The organism is Alteromonas gracilis, assembly GCF_002993325.1.
Taxonomy (GTDB): Bacteria; Pseudomonadota; Gammaproteobacteria; order Enterobacterales; family Alteromonadaceae; genus Alteromonas; species Alteromonas gracilis.
The window spans coordinates 87,580-104,639 of sequence record NZ_PVNO01000029.1; the positions used below are offsets into that span (position 1 = coordinate 87,580).

Below are 17,060 nucleotides of genomic sequence, written 5' to 3' on the forward strand. Positions count from 1 at the left end.
ACCACTGTTTTCCAATGATGTCCACTATTACTTTAATTTATTAAACTAACAAGGAGGTGTGTCACTAAGACATACACGGGCCTCAATAATAAGAAAGCTTTTCTGATTTACCAGAAAAGATCTTATACACCATGGCCGTGTAGGCCAGAATAATAGGCACAACAATAACCACGCCAACAAGTAAAAAACGTAGAGAGTTTGCGTCACTGAGCGCATCCATCACCGTCATCTGTCCAGGAATGATAAACGGATAGTAGCTTATGCCGAATGCGGCGAAGCAAAGCAAAAATACGAGTAGAGCAATAAAGAACGGAAGCCATTCGCCTTTACCTTGCGCGTCAGGTAGTTTCTTAAGCAACACACCACAAAGTGCTAAAAGCGCGAAACACGTTACCGGGATGGCGAAAAGTACATATCCCCAAGGTGCAGACAACCATAAGCCTCTCACGTCATCGTGTAAGGTTAGGTTAGCGATACTTACTGCGACAATTCCAACAGCCAGTATTCCCAAACCTCTTCTCGCCCAGTAATAGGCTTTCTGCTGAAGTTCACCTTCCGTTTTAAGTATGAGCCAGCACGAACCAATAAACGCATAGGCTGCTGTAACACCAAATGCTGCAAGTAAGGCGAAGGCTTGTGCCCAGATATCTGTGCGAAGCCCCGTTACGTAAATGCCTAACATATAACCTTGCGCTAATGTAGTAAGCAACGAGCCGTACTTAAACACCAAGTCCCATTTTCGCTTTTTCACCTGCACAACCTTGGCGCGAAAATCGAACGCTACGCCGCGAAGAATAAGCCCCAACAGCATAAAGGTTGCAGGCAAGTACAAGGTTTGTAAAAACTCACTGTGGGCTTCAGGAAAAGCAATGAGTAACAGACCTATTGCAAGTACAAGCCAGGTCTCATTTGCATCCCAGTAGGGTCCTATGGACGCAATCATATCGTCTCTGAACGCTTCTGTTCTTGGTGGGATCAATACACCTACGCCTAAGTCGTAGCCATCAAGAATGGCATAAAGTAAAACCGATAACCCAAGTAGCCCCACGTAGATATTCCCGAGCATTTCTGCTGATACATTTTCAAACATATTTGCTCTCCTTAAACCGTGCTAGGATCGGGATCGCTTGGCTGCATTTTTGCTTTTGCAACTTCCCGTTCCTCTGTTGTAATCTCTTCTATTTCAACAGCTCTTCTGCACATCAACATCAATGTGCCCATGTAGGCTATAAGTAGTACCGTATAAATAACCAAGTACAGGGTAAACGAGAGTGCTATATTCCCGGGCGGCAGCTGCGTAACGGCGTCAGCGGTTTTCAGTACGCCGCTCACCAAATAAGGCTGTCTGCCGATTTCGGTTACATACCAGCCTGCAAGCGTGGCTATCCAACCGCTAAACGCCATACCAGTAAAGGTACGTTTAAGCCATAACGGGAAATCTTTTTTGCGTAGTAAGTACAGGCTGCCTATCCATGAAACCGCAAGCATTAGCATACCCATCCCTACCATTACCCTGAATCCGTAAAATACCGGCGCAACGGGAGGATGTTCGCCTTCGAATTCATTTAGCCCTTTGATTTCGCCCTTGAGCTCATGAGTAAGAATAAGGCTTGCACCGTAGGGAATAGGAATTTCAAAGTGATTTTCCTTACTTTCCTCATCGGGAATGGCAAAAAGTAACAAAGGCGCACCTTCGGTGGTCTCCCACAGCCCTTCCATCGCCGCCACTTTTTGTGGTTGGTGTTCAAGGGTATTTAAACCGTGCATGTCGCCGGCAAATATCTGAAGTGGTATTAACACTGCTGCCGTATAGGTAGCGGTTTTAAGTGCGAGTTTAGGCGCAAGCTTATCGTCGCCCTTAAGCATGCGATAGGCTGAAAGCCCAGCTATAAGAAAACTGGCCGTAAGCCCTGAGGCTAACATCATGTGAACAAAGCGGTAGGGGAAAGAAGGGTTAAAAATAATTTCCTTCCAGTTTGTTGCATACACCACACCGTCGACCACTTCAAAACCCTGCGGCGTTTGCATCCAGCTATTTAATGCCAATATCCAGAAGGCAGACGTAGTGGTGCCCAGCGCGACGATGAGGGTAGACGCAGTATGCAGCCAGTTAGGAACCCGGCGTATGCCAAATAGCATGATACCTAAGAAAGTGGCTTCTAAGAAAAAGGCAGTAAGCACCTCGTAACCTAAAAGCGGCCCAGCGACATTGCCCACCTTTTCCATAAACCCAGGCCAATTGGTGCCGAACTGAAATGACATTGTCACACCGCTTACCACGCCAAGCGCAAAGCTAAGTGCAAATACACGAACCCAAAAACGATACATGCGCATCCATACAGGATGGCCTGAAGTGTTTGAGCGTAGTTTGAAATAAAATAAAAACCATCCCATTGCCATCGTGATGGTTGGAAACAAGATATGAAAGCTAATATTTAGCGCAAATTGTAAACGAGACAGCAAGAATGCATCCACAGAAGGCCCCCTTAGTTAACGCTGTTTTTTCCCGGAAGTAGCTTATCCTTAAGCTCAAGCATACGACCTACGCCAGAACCCAACTTCATCAAAGTGTTAAGCTTTTCAGGTCCAAGATTTTGAAGTTCTTGTGACCATGCCGTAATTGATTCGAGTAAATCGTGAATTTCGTTCAGTTTGTGTTGAGCGTTCGCCTCTTTTTCATTGGCTGGTGCGTCGAGCAGGAGATCCCGCAGCAAGCTCATAGTTGGGTCTATTTCCCGCTTCCTACGCTCTTCAAATACCCGATTAGCAAGCGTCCAGATATCGCCAGCGGGAATAAAGAACTCTTTTCTCTCCCCTGGTACTAAGTGCTGTTTCACTAAGCGCCAAGACTGAAGCTCTTTTAAACCCATACTGGTGTTGCCTCTGGAGATATTCAGGGCGTCGGAGATTTCTTGCGCTGAAATGGGTTCTTCATTCAACACAATAAGCGCAAGGATTTGCCCTACGGTTCTATTGAACCCCCAGCGACTTCCCATTTCGCCAAAATGCATAACGGCAGAAGTAATTAACGGCGTCATTTTCATTTTTATATTCCAGAAGTTTCAGAAATTACTGAAAGTTTATTGCGATAAATCAATAAACACAAGAGAAATTTAGTTTGTGAGCTATTTTTAATTGAAAATTTAATGATCATTAACTAAGGAGCTTTAAGAGATATAGCATGATCTTTGATAAGTAACTTGTTATCGTTGCTTAAATTTAATATTTAAAATGAAACCTAGCTTTCCCTAATTTCTCGGCCAAGGCAATGCAACACAATACAGATAGAAAAAACACACAGCTTCAGAACTGTGAAGATGAGCCTATACATTTAATCGAAAGTGTTCAGAGCTTTGGATATGTCATAGCAATAGACCCTGAGTCAAAAAAAGTTCAGGTGGTAAGTGAAAATATCAACGACCTTTTTAAGGTTGATATTGTACCCAACCAAACCCTTATTACCGAACTCATAGATGTCCCTTCTGCTGAAGCGCCAACTTTCCAAACCATATATGAAACGGTAAAAGGCGGTAACACTCGCCGCGCATATCAGTGGAAATTTGCCAAAAATGCGCTTTGGCTTGATAGTTGGGAAAAAGAAGGTAGTGGGGTAGCGTTTGACTCAAACGGCTTACTTGTCATCGAATTAGAGCCTACACCGCAGCTTAGTTACGAAGCTGCTCAACAGTGGGTGCCGATGGACGTAGATATACGTACCTTGTTACCTGACGTGGATGACTGTGAGTCAACTAACGATGTTGCTGATGCTATCGCTCAAGTGTTCAAGAGATACATTGGTTTTAGCTCTGTCATGGTTTATCAATTTGATAAAGACTATTGCGGAGAAGTTATAGGAGAAGCAAAAGCCGCTTCTTCGCGGTCTTTCAAAGGATTAAAGTTCCCTGCATCTGATATACCGAGCCAAGCACGTGACTTGTATTTAAAAAATAGAGTACGCTGTGTATTTGATGTAGAAGAGGCGCCAATTGGCTTACAACCACCAATAGCAGAATCGGGTCGTCCTCCCGTCAATTTGTCCATGTCGATGGTCCGCTCGGTGTCTCCGCTTCATATTACCTATTTAAAAAATATGGGGGTTCGCTCTTCGTTTTCCGTTTCCCTTGTATTTGAAGGTAGGTTATGGGGTCTGCTGGCTTGCCACAACAACGAGCCTAAGTACATTGATCAGAAAAAGCGATTAGTATGCGAATCACTCGGTCATTTGTATGCTTGGCAACTGCATACAAAAGCGCTACACGAAAAGAAAGAGCAGTTTCAAATTCGTCAGCGTAAGCTAAATAATATTATTCATCAGCTAACAACTTATCCAAACCCATTAGAGGCCATTACTCAAAAAGAAGCAGGCCTTTTGGACGTGGCCAATGCATCAGGAATGGCGGTCATAACGCCAATCGATAAATACTTAGTGGGCAGAACACCGTCTGAAAAAACCTTAACCAGGCTACTTAACAAGTTGGTTGTTACCAATTCGGAAGAGTCGATAGCTATTAATAAGCTGGGAAATGAAGTCACTGAAGAATGCGACCTAAACGGCATTCGGGGTATGTACATATCTTGTGTGTCGGCAAAGTTGGGGTATTACACCGTATGGTTCAGAGAGCCTAAAGACAAAACCATACGCTGGGCAGGTAAAGACGCTGCGAAAAAAGATATTGGCAAATCACTCACTCCTCGTAACTCGTTTGATATGTACTTACAGAGCGTTGCTGACGAGTCAGTAGAGTGGACAGAAGACGACCAGCTAATTATCGAAGGCTTTGACCACTTATTTATTCCCTATGCACTTAGCCTAAAGGCATCTTTAGATAAGCAAATTAGTAAGCTGGAAGAACTAGATAAGGCCAAAGATCAATTCTTGGCAAGTATATCCCATGAGCTTCGTTCACCGCTCAATTCTATTGTTGGCTGGACCGATTTGGCATTAATGGATGTTAAAAACGTTGAAAGAATGACTGATGCTTTAGGTGTTATAAAGCGTGCGGCGTCTACGCAGGCGGCGTTAATTAATGACATTTTAGACTTGTCACGCATCATTTCAGGCACAATGAAGCTAAGTATTCATTCATTGAACATAGCTTCATCAATATCAGAAGTAGCGAAGTCGTTTGAGGCTGGGTTTGCGAGTAAAAATATTAAACTCTCTATAAATTGTGAAGACGATCACACCCAAATATTGGGAGATAATTTGCGAATAAAGCAGGTTATCAATAATTTGCTAAGTAATGCCCTCAAGTTCACGTCTAAAGGCGGCACGGTACATGTTCGCGGAAAACGAGAACATTCTAACTACTTGTTTCGTGTTAAAGACAACGGCAAGGGAATGACACAGGAACAAGTAGCCAGAGTATTTGAACGCTTTTATCAAGGTAAAAACGAGCATAATAAACACGGTCTTGGATTAGGGCTGTCTATTGTGAAAAGCCTTGTGGAAATGCATGGTGGCGAGATATACGCTGAAAGTGACGGGCTAAATTCGGGCACCACATTTTTTGTTTCCATGCCCATTGCGCCGCTTAGCCTGCACGATGATATTATCGAGACCAAAAACACGGAAATTAGTGATTTGACCGAGTCTCTGCGACTCGACGGCTTGCGCATATTAGTGGCGGAAGACGAACAAGACGCAAGAGACTTCATTAAACTCTTCTTGGAATCAAATGGTGCTCGCGTCAACGTGGCGAAAAATGGTTTACTGGCATGGAAAGAGTTAAACGATATGCCAGAAGCATTCGACCTGTTGCTGTCAGATATTGGCATGCCTGAGATGGATGGGTTAGGTTTAGTTACTAAAATTCGTGCCAGCGAAGTTCCAGAAATAGCCAAGCTCAATGCAGTTGCGTTAACGGCTTACGCTTATACATCAGACAGAGTAAAAGCCCTTAAAGCAGGCTTTAATAACTATGTTTCTAAACCGGTCGATGGTGAAGAGTTACTGACTATTTTGGAAATGTATTTGCCAGAATCTGCTCACTAGCAAATTGAAGCGTAGACGCTGCGCTAACAGAGTTCTTGTTAGCGCAGTACATTAAGTACGGTAACTAACGCATGAACGCACGTGAGCAAGAATGACGCGCAAAGATTAGCGCCAAACAGGGCGTCTTAGACATCGCTCATGGTTACCGCGAGTAGACACCGCTACCAGCGTTGAAGCAAACGTTGATAAGTCGTCTTGTCTAACAAAGACGCTCTGGTCGAAGGTGTTTCGTCTTTTACCAGTGATACCTGTGCTTGTTCCAACGATTCGTGAGCCTTGCCATCAATGAAGAACTTACTGTTTTTCGATGTAGGCTTCCCGTCGAGCGAATACGCAGTAGCCAGGCTATCAGACGACCGTGTTATATCACTATGACCTATAAAGTCAGCAATGCCATCGCCGTCAACATCTTTCGTTAACCAAGGCAATGAGAGAGGAGCGTTGAACTCCCCATTACTCTGCATAGAAGACACCGTTTCATTAAATCGTTCGATCATGCTTTTTGCGTCAGCAAGCTCTTTCCTAACTGCGAGCTGAAAACCCGTTTGTGCCAGCGGTTTTGCCGAATAATGCAATGTTTCTTCGTTATCATTTGCCAACAGAATATTAAGTTCTCGAGCGAGCAGTTCTGTGGTTAGCAGGAATGGCGCTCGATCATCTGCAAGCTGACGAAATGCATCAAACGTACTTGGGTTTCGCGACCATTTTATCTCTTTGAGTGTTCTGAACATGGGGGTATTGGCAAAGCGATTTTCAATGGCAACGCGATTATCTTTGAGGTGGGGAAATAGCCTTACGCTCTCTACCTCGGCGTTTTTACTTACGGCATATAAGTAGGCGGGCAGGTAGACATCAGACAAAAGTAAGTTGCTACTATCTTCCCCTAAGTTAACGTAAGCAAATTCGCCATCTAATTTCCCCGTTAAAACAGAACTTCCCAAAAAAGCATCGCGCATCACGCGAAGCTCTACGTCTAACTCAGCTTTTTCAAACACTTTTTTCAGTAAGTTATTAATACGAGCGGGCTCGCCGTCATCGCTGATGTAAGTCTCGAAGGATGAGGCGCCAAGAGTTGTGGGTGCAGCGTGAAGTTGCGAAATATTGCAACAGTAAAGAATAAGGCTTACGCTCAAGAATAAAGCGCGACGAGTGAAAAAGGAAAGCGGGAAAGCGTTACATCTTGCCAAAAGTGGACTCCGTACTGCAACCATGCATTTACTACACTCTAATGCAGTTAGCGGTTTAATTCCAATAAACTCACCATTCGCAAAATTAACAAAATGTAAGCGACATCAATATATTGCATATTATGTCGCTAACTTGATAAGTGAAATTATAAACTCAATGGGGAGCGTTTACTGTTTTAAACGTCGCCCAACCCCTAACTTATTAAGTAAGGGGTTGAGACTATTAGGTTTACTCGCCGAAGCTACCTGCGGGACCTGGGTAGACCACTACGCTTTCCACGCCATCTTTATTAACGCTTGCAACACCGAAGAAATAGTTGTCGATAACCACGTTCTCAAGTACCGCTTCAGTAACGTTACCCACATACTTACTGTATTCCCATTGCGGAGCATCAGTATGACGCCAATATACTTTGTATCCTTTGAGCTGAGGGTTCTCTTCAGCGTCTAGTGCATCCCACTTCAAAAAGGTTGAGGGCTGAACGGCGCCTGCAATCTCTACATTAGCTGGTGGGTTAGGGGCCCACGCCATTGCTGCAAGAGAAACCGCATTTAAGCCGGTAAGCTTCGCTGTGTAATCAAAATCAACGCCATCTAAGGTGTCACCATAGGCAATCCCGTCTTCTACGCGAAGGTCTTGGTGCTGGCGGGTATAGTTTTCGTTAGTTTCCATAATACGAATACCCGGATAGCCCAAGTCATTAAATGGGCGATGATGACCACCACGACCAAAGCGGTCTAAGCGATAAATCACCATGGTATCTAGATTCTCAATGTACTTGTCAGCAATGTTATCAATATAGCGGGCAAGGTTGCGACTTGGCGAGTCAACTTCACCCCCTGTGAAACGACGCATACGAGCTTCTTTTTCCGTCTCAGTTACTCGCGTCCCTTCAGCAAACAAGCGCGCGGTGGTGTTGTTGATTACACCGTTAACCCCTTCAATGTTGCCAATCATATCGTTATTTAAGACCGCTTTAATTCGCCACCCGTCTTTTTTGGCTTGGTTTGCCATAATACGCCCGCCGAAAAGCCCTTGCTCTTCGCCAGATAGTGCTGCATATACAATGCTGCCGTTGAACTTATATTTTGATAAAACCCGCGCAGCTTCAAGTGTTCCAGCTACACCCGAAGCATTATCGTTAGCGCCTGGTGAGTCCGAGATGAAATCCATCACGTCAGACACCCGTGAGTCGATATCGCCAGACATGATCACGTATCGATTAGGATCTGTGGTGCCACGTTGAATGGCGATTACGCTAACAACCTCTACGGGTTCCGGAATACGCTTTTCTCCGCTAATCACTTCAGACTGATAGTACACCTCTAAGCAGCCACCACATTCAGCCGAAATCTTGTCAAACTCAGACTTTATCCAACGCCGTGCCGCGCCTATGCCACGAGTATCAGATTCGGTTTCAGAAAGGGTGTGACGAGTGCCAAAGTTGACCAGAGTAGTAATGTCTTTCTCAATGTTTTCGACAGAAACGTTTTTGGCTATATCGTAAAGTGCTTGTTGCTGTTCGGTTTGTGCGTAAGTCGTGAAAGAGGCTGTACTACCCAGTAATACGGCAGATGCCAGTAGGCTGTTTTTTCTTATTTTTGCGCTGATGTTAGCAATTGTGGATAGGTTTTTTATCATTGTTTTCTCCAGTGTTTATCTTTTCACCATAACGAATACGGTGGAAACGTACAATTAGAGTAAACGTGTGTAATGGTTGGTTATCGCAAGTAATAAAAGATGAACGTTAAGTTCGAATAACTCGGTGATTAAACCGGGTTCAAATAGACAATAAAAAGCCGGCGTCTGCCGGCTTGTTGGATATGAGCACTGCGTTAGTGTTTAGATAAACGCGAACGCGTCACCAAACAGATTCTCTACTTTCAAACCGCGCTGAGTAAAATCATCGCGTACAACTTTTGCCATTTCAAATCGACCGGCAACGTATACCTGAACGTTCGAGAAGTCAGCGTGGTCAGCCATCACTGCATGATGCACCCAACCCGTTCTGCCTTTCCACTCGTCGCAAGCAAATTCAACAACGGGAACAAAAGTGAAGTGGTCGTTCGCATCGGCTAATGCATTAAGCTCTTCAGCTAAATATAAATCTGCCGCATGCTTCCCGCCCCAGTAAAGCGTAACCGGGGTCTTGTCGCCATTTTTCAGGTGCTCTTGTAAAATTGAGTAGGTATACGAGAAACCGGTACCTCCTGCAATTAACACCATTGGCAAGCCGTTGCTTTGCAAAAAGGCATTACCGTTGCCCACATTTATAACAATTTCACCCTCTGCGCGCATGCGTTCAAGCACTTCACCTGCATAGCTGTTGCCCGGCTCAGCACCAATGTGTAGCTCGATACGGCTATTGTCAAATGCGGCATTAGCAATAGAGAAGGGGCGCATATCTTTCTCGCCCATTACTACCATAGCGTATTGGCCTGCTTTGAATTCAACTGCACTTTCAGGCGTTAACTCAACTTTTTGTACCACTTCTGTTAAAGGCGTGATGCTTGCAACCTTGCATTTAATCTCTGACATGTATTCTCTTCTAACCTTTCTGCTTAGCGTAACGCCTTAATATGGGATATTAAAAAACCGCTCGTTTGCATTTTAATGAATTGGCTTAAACGTAGTGGCTACATAATACCAAGACTATCCCAAATATCATCTACGCGTTTTTTAACGTCTTCATCCATCACGATGGGTACGCCCCATTCCCGATCGGTTTCGCCAGGCATTTTATTGGTAGCATCCATTCCCATTTTTGAGCCGAGCCCTGAAACGGGCGATGCAAAATCTAAATAATCAATGGGCGTATTTTCTATCATTACCGTATCGCGGGCTGGGTCCATGCGGGTAGTAATTGCCCAAATAACGTCGTTCCAGTCACGCGCATTTACGTCATCGTCGCACACTATCACAAATTTAGTGTACATAAACTGTCTTAAAAACGACCATACCCCCATCATCACTCGTTTCGCATGTCCAGGGTACTGTTTCTTCATCGTTACCACCGCCATGCGATAAGAGCAGCCTTCAGGTGGTAAGTAGAAGTCTACTATCTCCGGGAACTGCTTTTGTAAGATGGGCACGAATACTTCATTTAACGCGACACCTAAAATGGCGGGCTCATCGGGCGGACGACCAGTATAGGTTGAGTGATAGATAGGATTTTTACGGTGCGTAATGTGGGTAACAGTAAACACCGGAAAGTCATCCACTTCATTGTAATAACCGGTGTGGTCGCCGTAAGGGCCCTCAGGCGCAGTCTCACCCTGTGCTATGTAGCCTTCAAGCACAATTTCTGCGCTGGCAGGTACTTGCAAATCGTTACTGATAGACTTAACCACTTCGGTTTTATCACCGCGAAGCAAGCCCGCAAAGGCGTATTCAGAAAGTGTATCTGGAACGGGGGTAACTGCCCCTAATATGGTAGCTGGATCTGCCCCGAGCGCTACGGATACAGGGTAGGGCTCCCCAGGGTGTGTTTGGCACCATTCACGAAAATCAAGTGCGCCACCACGGTGTGACAACCAGCGCATAATAAGTTTGTTTTTACCGATAACCTGCTGACGATAAATACCCAAGTTCTGACGCTTTTTATGGGGGCCTTTAGTTACACTTAAACCCCAAGTAACAAGAGGCGCGGCGTCACCTGGCCAACAGCGCTGTACAGGAATTTTAGATAGATCTACGTCATCGCCCGTTAATACCACCTCCTGACAAGGCGCTTTTTTAAGTACCTTGGCAGGCATGTTCAGCACCTGCTTAAATACCGGAAGCTTTTCCCATAGGTCTTTAAGCCCTTTCGGCGGCTCAGGCTCTTTCAAGTAAGCGAGTAGTTTGCCTACTTCGCGCAATGCTTCTACAGAGTCTTGCCCCATGCCCATCGCCACGCGCTCTGGTGTACCAAAAAGATTGGCAAGAACCGGCATATCGTGGTTTTTAGGGTTTTCAAATAACAGAGCAGGGCCGCCAGCGCGCAAGGTGCGGTCTGCAATTTCCGTCATTTCTAAGTCGGTGTCTATGGGCTGGGTAATGCGTACTAGTTCGCCCTTGGCCTCTAATTGGCGAATAAAGTCTCGTAAATCTTTGTATTTCATTAGTGCAGGTGTATCCACGAATGTAATTTATGGCAAGAATATACTATTTAGCGATAAAGTCCGATCAGTAAGCGCTGCTAATCTGTGATTAAACCTTTTACAGACAAATTAACCTTTACAGAGGCTATATTTCTATGTGATATAAGAAAACGTTAAAAATTTTAACAAATCTAGGTTCTGTCAATCTAACGTGTATGAAACGACTACATTTAAGATAAGCAGGCCTACCTTTTGCCTAAGGTGGTTACATGAGCTCATTCGATCAGGATATGCTAGACGAATTAAACTTATTGCTTAAGTTCCCTGCAGACAGTTTACTTCAAGGCCTTAAAATTCATCACGACGCTAGTCAAACAATGGTAAACGCAGCGTCTAGGCTTTACTCAAAAGGGTTGATTACTCAGCCCGACGGCGGTTATCTCACCGATTTAGGTATCGATCTTGTCGATCACGCCCGTCACATCCAATCAGCATTATGTCCGAGAAAAAGTAGTCACTAGGTTTTTTTAGACTCCCAATTAACCTGCCTTACAATAGCCTTCACGGGAGTGTAAGCCTTATTATCTAGTCATTTGTACGAGATTGTGTAAAGAAAGGCATGTCTTAGTTAAGATAATCTATAATAAGTCGATAACTTAACTAAGACACTGCAATCATCAGATACACTTTTGCTATGAAACGTTTTTTATCGACCGCTTTATTTATTTGCGCCTCAGCGACAGGCTTTTCCGCTTGCGCGCTCGAAGGTGAAACGATTGAAGAGCTGCGCGCTGTTCAGCTCTATAGCCAAGACGCGTTAATCGATATGATCAATGCAAATACGCATTTAGATAAAGTTGTAGAAGATAGGTGCCAGTTAGTACAAGACATTGAAGCGCGCGCCGACGTGCTTAAAATCCCCGCCTACCAGTTTTTATGGGGGGATATGTTAGCGTGGGGCGTGTGCGTTGATGCAGCGCCGTCGCGAGGCATTGGTTACATGGAAGATGCTGCTAACCAAGGTTTGCCCGCCGCGCTCGAGCAGCTTGGACGTTATTACGCAAAAGGCACATTGGTTCAGCAAGATAAGTCCCGTGCCGTCGTGTATTTACGTGAAGCCGCTGCGCTCAAAAACTTAAAAGCGCAGATTAGGTTAGTTGAATTGTTTTTGGAAGGCTTCGGTAGCCCTTACGACTATGAAGATGCCTACCACTGGCTTTATAACTCGGTGACGAATGATAAAAAACAGCATCAACAAATCGCGACTTACTTGGCTCGATTAGAAAAGCTGATGCACCCAAAAGCTGTGCGCCAAGCTAAGCGTCCGATGGACAGTTAAACAACCTGTGGGGGCTTCATTCCCGGTGGTTTGAAGGGGTACTTTTTCTGTTAAGGCCTTGCGTTGGCCATCTCGTTACGTGGGTGTGGATAGTAAGTTGCAACAGAATTTGGGCAATCCAATAACCTAACGCTTTCGCCATCCAGTAAGCATAGGGCGAATGAGCTGAACATTGCCTATGTATTGCACTAAAAATACTGCCGCAATGTGAACTAGTACACAAACGTAAAGCACATCGGCCATAATACTGTGTACCCATTCCAGCGTACTGTTGCCGAACATGGCATCAATCTCTTCCATCATAAACCCAGTAATACCCAATCCAAGCATAAGAGCTATGACAGCAAATACCATAAGCCAGCCGAAAGGGTTGTGACCATGGCTAGTCGGAATTTGCTTTTGTCTTAAGTGTCCAACATGCTCTAGGAAGGTTTGCTTATCTAGCGATATATTCGAAAAACTAGCGTATGACGCGTTTTCATTTTTAAACGAACTAAATTTGGTTGAGTAAACCCCCCACGCAACACGCGACAATATGAGTGCTAAGGCAACATAACCCGCTATTTCATGATAAAGCCAGCCCGGCTCTACAATAAAGTAATTGGTGATAAACGCAGCAACAAGGCCCCAGTGGCATACGCGCACAATCTTATCCCAAACATAAATATCTGAAGGCGTGTCTTTAGCTTTACTCATCACGTGCTCTTCTTAAGTTAAAACAAAAACGCTGCAATAGTTTGCAGCGCTTTTATCAAGTTTTAAAGCAAGCGACCTCATGTGCCGTTTGCTAACACGAACTTAGTGCATTTCTTTTTTAACAATGCTGCCATCAACAGGGTTGAAGTAAATTTCAACTTTATTCTCTTCTTTATCGAAGCCATAGATTTCGTAGCAGCTGCCGTCAGTCACTTTAAACTCATTGATTTTGTAGCCTTGTGCTAGCAACTGAGTCTGAAATGCATCTTGATTTTGCCATTCAGATTCAGGGGCAGTAGTACATTGCGTAGTGCCGTGCTCAGCACTACATGCGCTTAATAAGGTTGCAGCGCCAATCGCAGTAGCCATCATTAGTTTTTTCATTGCAGTCTCCATTTCGCTTTTTAGTTAAAATTTGTTTCTGTCCTACAAGGGAAGAGTGTACTTATTTTGTTCTTTTATGGATAGGGCTCTTGTTATTCACTGTACGTGCTTATTCTTGTTTATTTTTGGTTCAGGTTATTAATGTATGCAAATAAAGAGCATCAGCAACTAAAAATTAGCGAATAGTGTGTTGCTCTTTTTTATAGTGAATAAGTGAAAGCTCAAAGCCGCAGGCATCTGCATATTTACGTAAGGTTGTCCAACTAGGGTTACTATTTCCTTTTTCTAAGCGGCTAATATTACTCTTGTGCGTTCGCAATTTTTCTGCAAGCTCTTCTTGAGTGAGCCCCGCTTCTTTTCTCATGGTTAACAAATGCTCGATAAGCGAGAACTCACTTTCTAAGCGCTCGTACTCTTTTTTTACTTCTGGATTTTTAAATGCTTCTTGTTTTAGATTTTGTAAAGTCATAGCGAGGTCACCTCTTTCATCCTCAGTTTAGCTATTCGCAGTATTTCTTTTGCTTTCGCTCTCAATTCGAATAATCCGTGACTTAAAGACTGAGTATGCGGAGCACCTAAATTCGGGCCATGTTTTTCCATAAGTTCGAGTAATCTTATGAAGCGCGCCAGTATTCCTGGTGGCATAGCCAATATTTGCTTGTTTACGTCCTTATAAAACTTGACTTTCCAATCCATTATAATTCCAATTGAGTTGTCATAAATGATAACTTTTGTTGCGCATTAATTCAACAAAAGTTATATAGCCCGCTACTGTGTAACAACTGAATTTTGGTATAGAACGAGACAAGAGGTAGCTGTCATAAAATTGACTTAGATTTGTCATTGATACTTCATCGAAACGTCTCAAACGGGCTCTAGATTCTTGTGCTTCTGTATTCACAAATAATAAGTAGTGTCGTCAATTTGTTGGCGAAATTCTTACAAACATACAAAACACTTAATAAGCACATTAAAGGAATGATTTGATGCACCCCCTGTACCTACGAACGTTTTTTTCTCGCTCTTTGCTAGCCACAACAATTGCTCTTGCGCTATCTACAGCTGCAACTGCTCAGGAAAATACGCCAGACAGCGCCAACGAAAAAGACTACATAGAAGAAATTACCGTTACTGCGCAAATGCGTGAGCAATCTGTTATGGATGTTCCAGTAACTATGGATGTCATTGGTAGCGAATTCTTAGAGCGTACCAATATTATGGAGCTTGATGAGCTTTCTCGTATTTTGCCGAATGTCCAGATTCAAGAACAAGCAGTAAGCTTACCGTCGTTCAACATTCGCGGAGTGACCGACGATGTATCTTCAGTATCGGCAACCCCTCGTATTTCCGTATATCAAGACGGCTTTGATATCAGTAAGAAAACGGTAGCGAGTGTTGCACTTTACGATATTGCTCGCGTTGAAGTACTCAAAGGTCCTCAGCCAACACTTTTTGGTGTAGCAGCAGCAAACGGTGCGGTGAGCATCCACTCTAATCTTCCAACCTTTGAGCAAGAAGGCAAAGTACAGGTTGGTTACAACTCAGAGCAAGGCCAAGAACTCGATTTTATGTATAACCAGCCGATTAACGGCAACCACAGTTTTCGTATAGCGGGGCTTTATCGAGAGATGGACGGCATTGTAGAAAACAATGCATGTAGCGCGGACTCTTATTACGGTAATGCCAACATGTACAATCATCTTGGTGAAGAAGTGCCGTGCAACAGCGAAGATTTACAGGGTGTATCAGTCCAGGCGTTGCGCGCAACGTGGCGTGCGAACTATGAGCAGCTAGAAATTATCGCTCGTGCGGCAATGGAATATAACGACCAGCCGGGTATTGCATTTAAATCCGGGTCTATTGCGCCGAATGGCGGTGACACAAGTCCGTTTAGTTCGGCAGAATTTAGTTTAGGCGGTGAACTGGGAATTGAACGCACGCTTCAAGCTTACGATCTGACTTTAAACTACGACTTTAACCAAATGCTTAGCTTGCATGCCGACGCCTACTATAAAGATGTAGAAGTAAGCGAAGGTTTCGACGCTGATGGTTCAGCTTTGCGTATTCAAGACGCCTACTTTGATAACGACGCTACGCTTCAAGGTGCGTCATTGCGCGTAGTGTATGATTCTGGTGATAAACTTGCAGCATTCGTTGGCGCGTCTATCACCCAAGACGATTCGATTTTGCCATACTATGTAATGGTAGACCCGTTTGTTCGTGGTACGTTTGATGCCGTAAAAGCACAGCTTGAGGCCAGTTCAAACATTCCACTTAATCAAAATATTGCCACCGACGCGTCGCTAGAAGACATTGAAGCACTGCGCGCTCTGTTAGTGTCACAGCTATTTAATGCCGATGGTTCTCCTATTTCCAACCCTGCGCTGCCGCCTATTTTCATTCAAGGGCCCTTCATATTTGAAGCCGAGTTAGATATTGCGTCTTACGTTGCTGAAGTGTCGTACTTTGTTACAGACAGCATTAATGTGACAGCGGGCGTGCGCTATATCGATGAAACCCGCTATACACGCAACACCTTTACTACTGCAGATGGTGCTTTTACTTTTGACGCGGAGCGTGACTTCGACGATACCCTACCGCGCTTTGCCGTAAGCTATGACGTTAATAACAACTGGAACGTATATGCGAACTACGCCAAAGGTCGTCGTTCGCCGGTTGTCGATGCTAACGCAGGTGGTGTTAACGTTACCAAAGCAGAAATAGTTGATAGCTACGACATAGGTGTTAAATATCAAAGCGCTAACTTCTTGTTCTCGGGCGCCATTTTTACCTACGAATATAGCGATTATCAGCAAAGCTTCACCGATGCAGAAACCCTTCAATCTATCACCGTGACGGTTGGTGACTCGACCATGTCGGGTATTGAAGGTATGGCTACTTACAATTACAGCGAAACGCTGACATTAACTGCAAGCCTTGGTTTTCTAGATGCAGAGTTTGCCAATGACACTGCCGATGGCTCGCCATTTCAGTACGGCGGCAACAAGTTCCGCTTAGCACCAGAAGTTAGCGGCGCTATAAATATCAATAAAGTGTTCAACATGAACAATTTTGATATTGATGTTAACTGGCTAACCAGCTTCCAGTCTGAAGTATTTTTTGAAAGCAGCAATTACCCAGGTCTTTCTCAAGATACCTACTCACTTACTGATGTGTCGGTGAAACTGCTTCAAGACAACAGCAAGTTTGCTTACGAGTTTTACGTGAATAATCTGTTTGATAAAGAGTTCTTGATTGATGCGGGCAACACAGGTGGTGGTTTAGGCATTCCTACTTTTGTTCGTGGTATGCCGCGCATTGCAGGTGTGCGTCTTTACTACGAGTTTTAGAAGCCGATAATCAGAAAAGACTATTC

At 44.2% G+C, this 17,060-nt stretch carries 15 protein-coding genes; 4 read left to right on the forward strand and 11 right to left on the reverse strand.

All coding sequences use genetic code 11. The features are described 5' to 3' along the window. Nucleotides 1-82: 82 nt before the first annotated feature. Genes C6Y39_RS15875 through C6Y39_RS15885 form a run of 3 tightly spaced genes read right to left on the reverse strand, consistent with a single transcriptional unit; the run spans nucleotide 83 to nucleotide 3,044 of the window. Nucleotides 83-1,090 carry a cytochrome d ubiquinol oxidase subunit II gene (locus tag C6Y39_RS15875; RefSeq protein ID WP_105932219.1) on the reverse strand — a complete coding sequence of 336 codons (1,008 nt, stop codon included), beginning with the start codon at nucleotides 1,088-1,090 and terminating at the stop codon, nucleotides 83-85. An 11-nt stretch (nucleotides 1,091-1,101) separates the two neighbouring features. After that, nucleotides 1,102-2,475, reverse strand: coding sequence for a cytochrome ubiquinol oxidase subunit I (locus C6Y39_RS15880; protein WP_105932220.1), 1,374 nt, complete (start codon nucleotides 2,473-2,475; stop codon nucleotides 1,102-1,104). A gap of 11 nt (nucleotides 2,476-2,486) precedes the next feature. Further along, complete coding sequence (locus tag C6Y39_RS15885; RefSeq protein WP_105932221.1) at nucleotides 2,487-3,044, reverse strand: GbsR/MarR family transcriptional regulator; 558 nt, start codon at nucleotides 3,042-3,044, stop codon at nucleotides 2,487-2,489. 224 nt (nucleotides 3,045-3,268) lie between these two features. On the opposite strand from C6Y39_RS15885, the gene C6Y39_RS15890 reads away from it, so the two are divergent. Continuing rightward, nucleotides 3,269-5,995 (forward strand): ATP-binding protein, encoded by a 2,727-nt coding sequence (locus tag C6Y39_RS15890; RefSeq protein ID WP_105932222.1) that lies wholly within the window; start codon nucleotides 3,269-3,271, stop codon nucleotides 5,993-5,995. A 161-nt stretch (nucleotides 5,996-6,156) separates the two neighbouring features. Here the strand turns inward: C6Y39_RS15890 and C6Y39_RS15895 are convergent, their stop codons facing one another. The 4 genes from C6Y39_RS15895 to ubiD form a co-directional block, all read right to left on the reverse strand. Beyond that, nucleotides 6,157-7,182 carry a substrate-binding periplasmic protein gene (locus C6Y39_RS15895; RefSeq protein WP_105932223.1) on the reverse strand — a complete coding sequence of 342 codons (1,026 nt, stop codon included), beginning with the start codon at nucleotides 7,180-7,182 and terminating at the stop codon, nucleotides 6,157-6,159. Nucleotides 7,183-7,411: 229 nt separating this feature from the next. Further along, entirely contained in the window at nucleotides 7,412-8,824 is a 1,413-nt protein-coding gene (locus tag C6Y39_RS15900) for a M28 family metallopeptidase (protein WP_105932224.1), read from the reverse strand. Between the two features lie 201 nt (nucleotides 8,825-9,025). Further along, nucleotides 9,026-9,721, reverse strand: a complete 696-nt coding sequence (gene fre, locus C6Y39_RS15905) for an NAD(P)H-flavin reductase (RefSeq protein WP_105932225.1) — start codon at nucleotides 9,719-9,721, stop codon at nucleotides 9,026-9,028. 98 nt (nucleotides 9,722-9,819) lie between these two features. Beyond that, nucleotides 9,820-11,286: a 4-hydroxy-3-polyprenylbenzoate decarboxylase gene (ubiD, locus tag C6Y39_RS15910; protein ID WP_105932226.1), complete on the reverse strand. Its 1,467-nt coding sequence runs from the start codon at nucleotides 11,284-11,286 to the stop codon at nucleotides 9,820-9,822. A gap of 248 nt (nucleotides 11,287-11,534) precedes the next feature. On the opposite strand from ubiD, the gene C6Y39_RS15915 reads away from it, so the two are divergent. Further along, nucleotides 11,535-11,786 (forward strand): TIGR02647 family protein, encoded by a 252-nt coding sequence (locus C6Y39_RS15915; protein ID WP_105932227.1) that lies wholly within the window; start codon nucleotides 11,535-11,537, stop codon nucleotides 11,784-11,786. Between the two features lie 173 nt (nucleotides 11,787-11,959). After that, nucleotides 11,960-12,604, forward strand: a complete 645-nt coding sequence (locus tag C6Y39_RS15920) for a tetratricopeptide repeat protein (protein WP_105932228.1) — start codon at nucleotides 11,960-11,962, stop codon at nucleotides 12,602-12,604. A gap of 126 nt (nucleotides 12,605-12,730) precedes the next feature. On the opposite strand, the gene C6Y39_RS15925 is transcribed toward C6Y39_RS15920, so the two are convergent. From C6Y39_RS15925 to C6Y39_RS15940, 4 genes are all read right to left on the reverse strand, one after another. Further along, on the reverse strand, nucleotides 12,731-13,300 hold the full coding sequence (locus tag C6Y39_RS15925; RefSeq protein ID WP_105932229.1) for a cytochrome b/b6 domain-containing protein: 570 nt from the start codon (nucleotides 13,298-13,300) through the stop codon (nucleotides 12,731-12,733). 102 nt (nucleotides 13,301-13,402) lie between these two features. Next, nucleotides 13,403-13,684 (reverse strand): PepSY domain-containing protein, encoded by a 282-nt coding sequence (locus C6Y39_RS15930; RefSeq protein ID WP_105932259.1) that lies wholly within the window; start codon nucleotides 13,682-13,684, stop codon nucleotides 13,403-13,405. Between the two features lie 175 nt (nucleotides 13,685-13,859). Beyond that, on the reverse strand, nucleotides 13,860-14,153 hold the full coding sequence (locus C6Y39_RS15935) for a helix-turn-helix domain-containing protein (RefSeq protein WP_105932230.1): 294 nt from the start codon (nucleotides 14,151-14,153) through the stop codon (nucleotides 13,860-13,862). After that, complete coding sequence (locus tag C6Y39_RS15940; protein WP_105932231.1) at nucleotides 14,150-14,380, reverse strand: type II toxin-antitoxin system RelE/ParE family toxin; 231 nt, start codon at nucleotides 14,378-14,380, stop codon at nucleotides 14,150-14,152. Before C6Y39_RS15940 ends, C6Y39_RS15935 begins: the two co-directional genes overlap by 4 nt. 290 nt (nucleotides 14,381-14,670) lie before the next feature. On the opposite strand from C6Y39_RS15940, the gene C6Y39_RS15945 reads away from it, so the two are divergent. Then, nucleotides 14,671-17,034, forward strand: coding sequence for a TonB-dependent receptor (locus C6Y39_RS15945; RefSeq protein ID WP_105932232.1), 2,364 nt, complete (start codon nucleotides 14,671-14,673; stop codon nucleotides 17,032-17,034). Nucleotides 17,035-17,060: the final 26 nt, after the last annotated feature.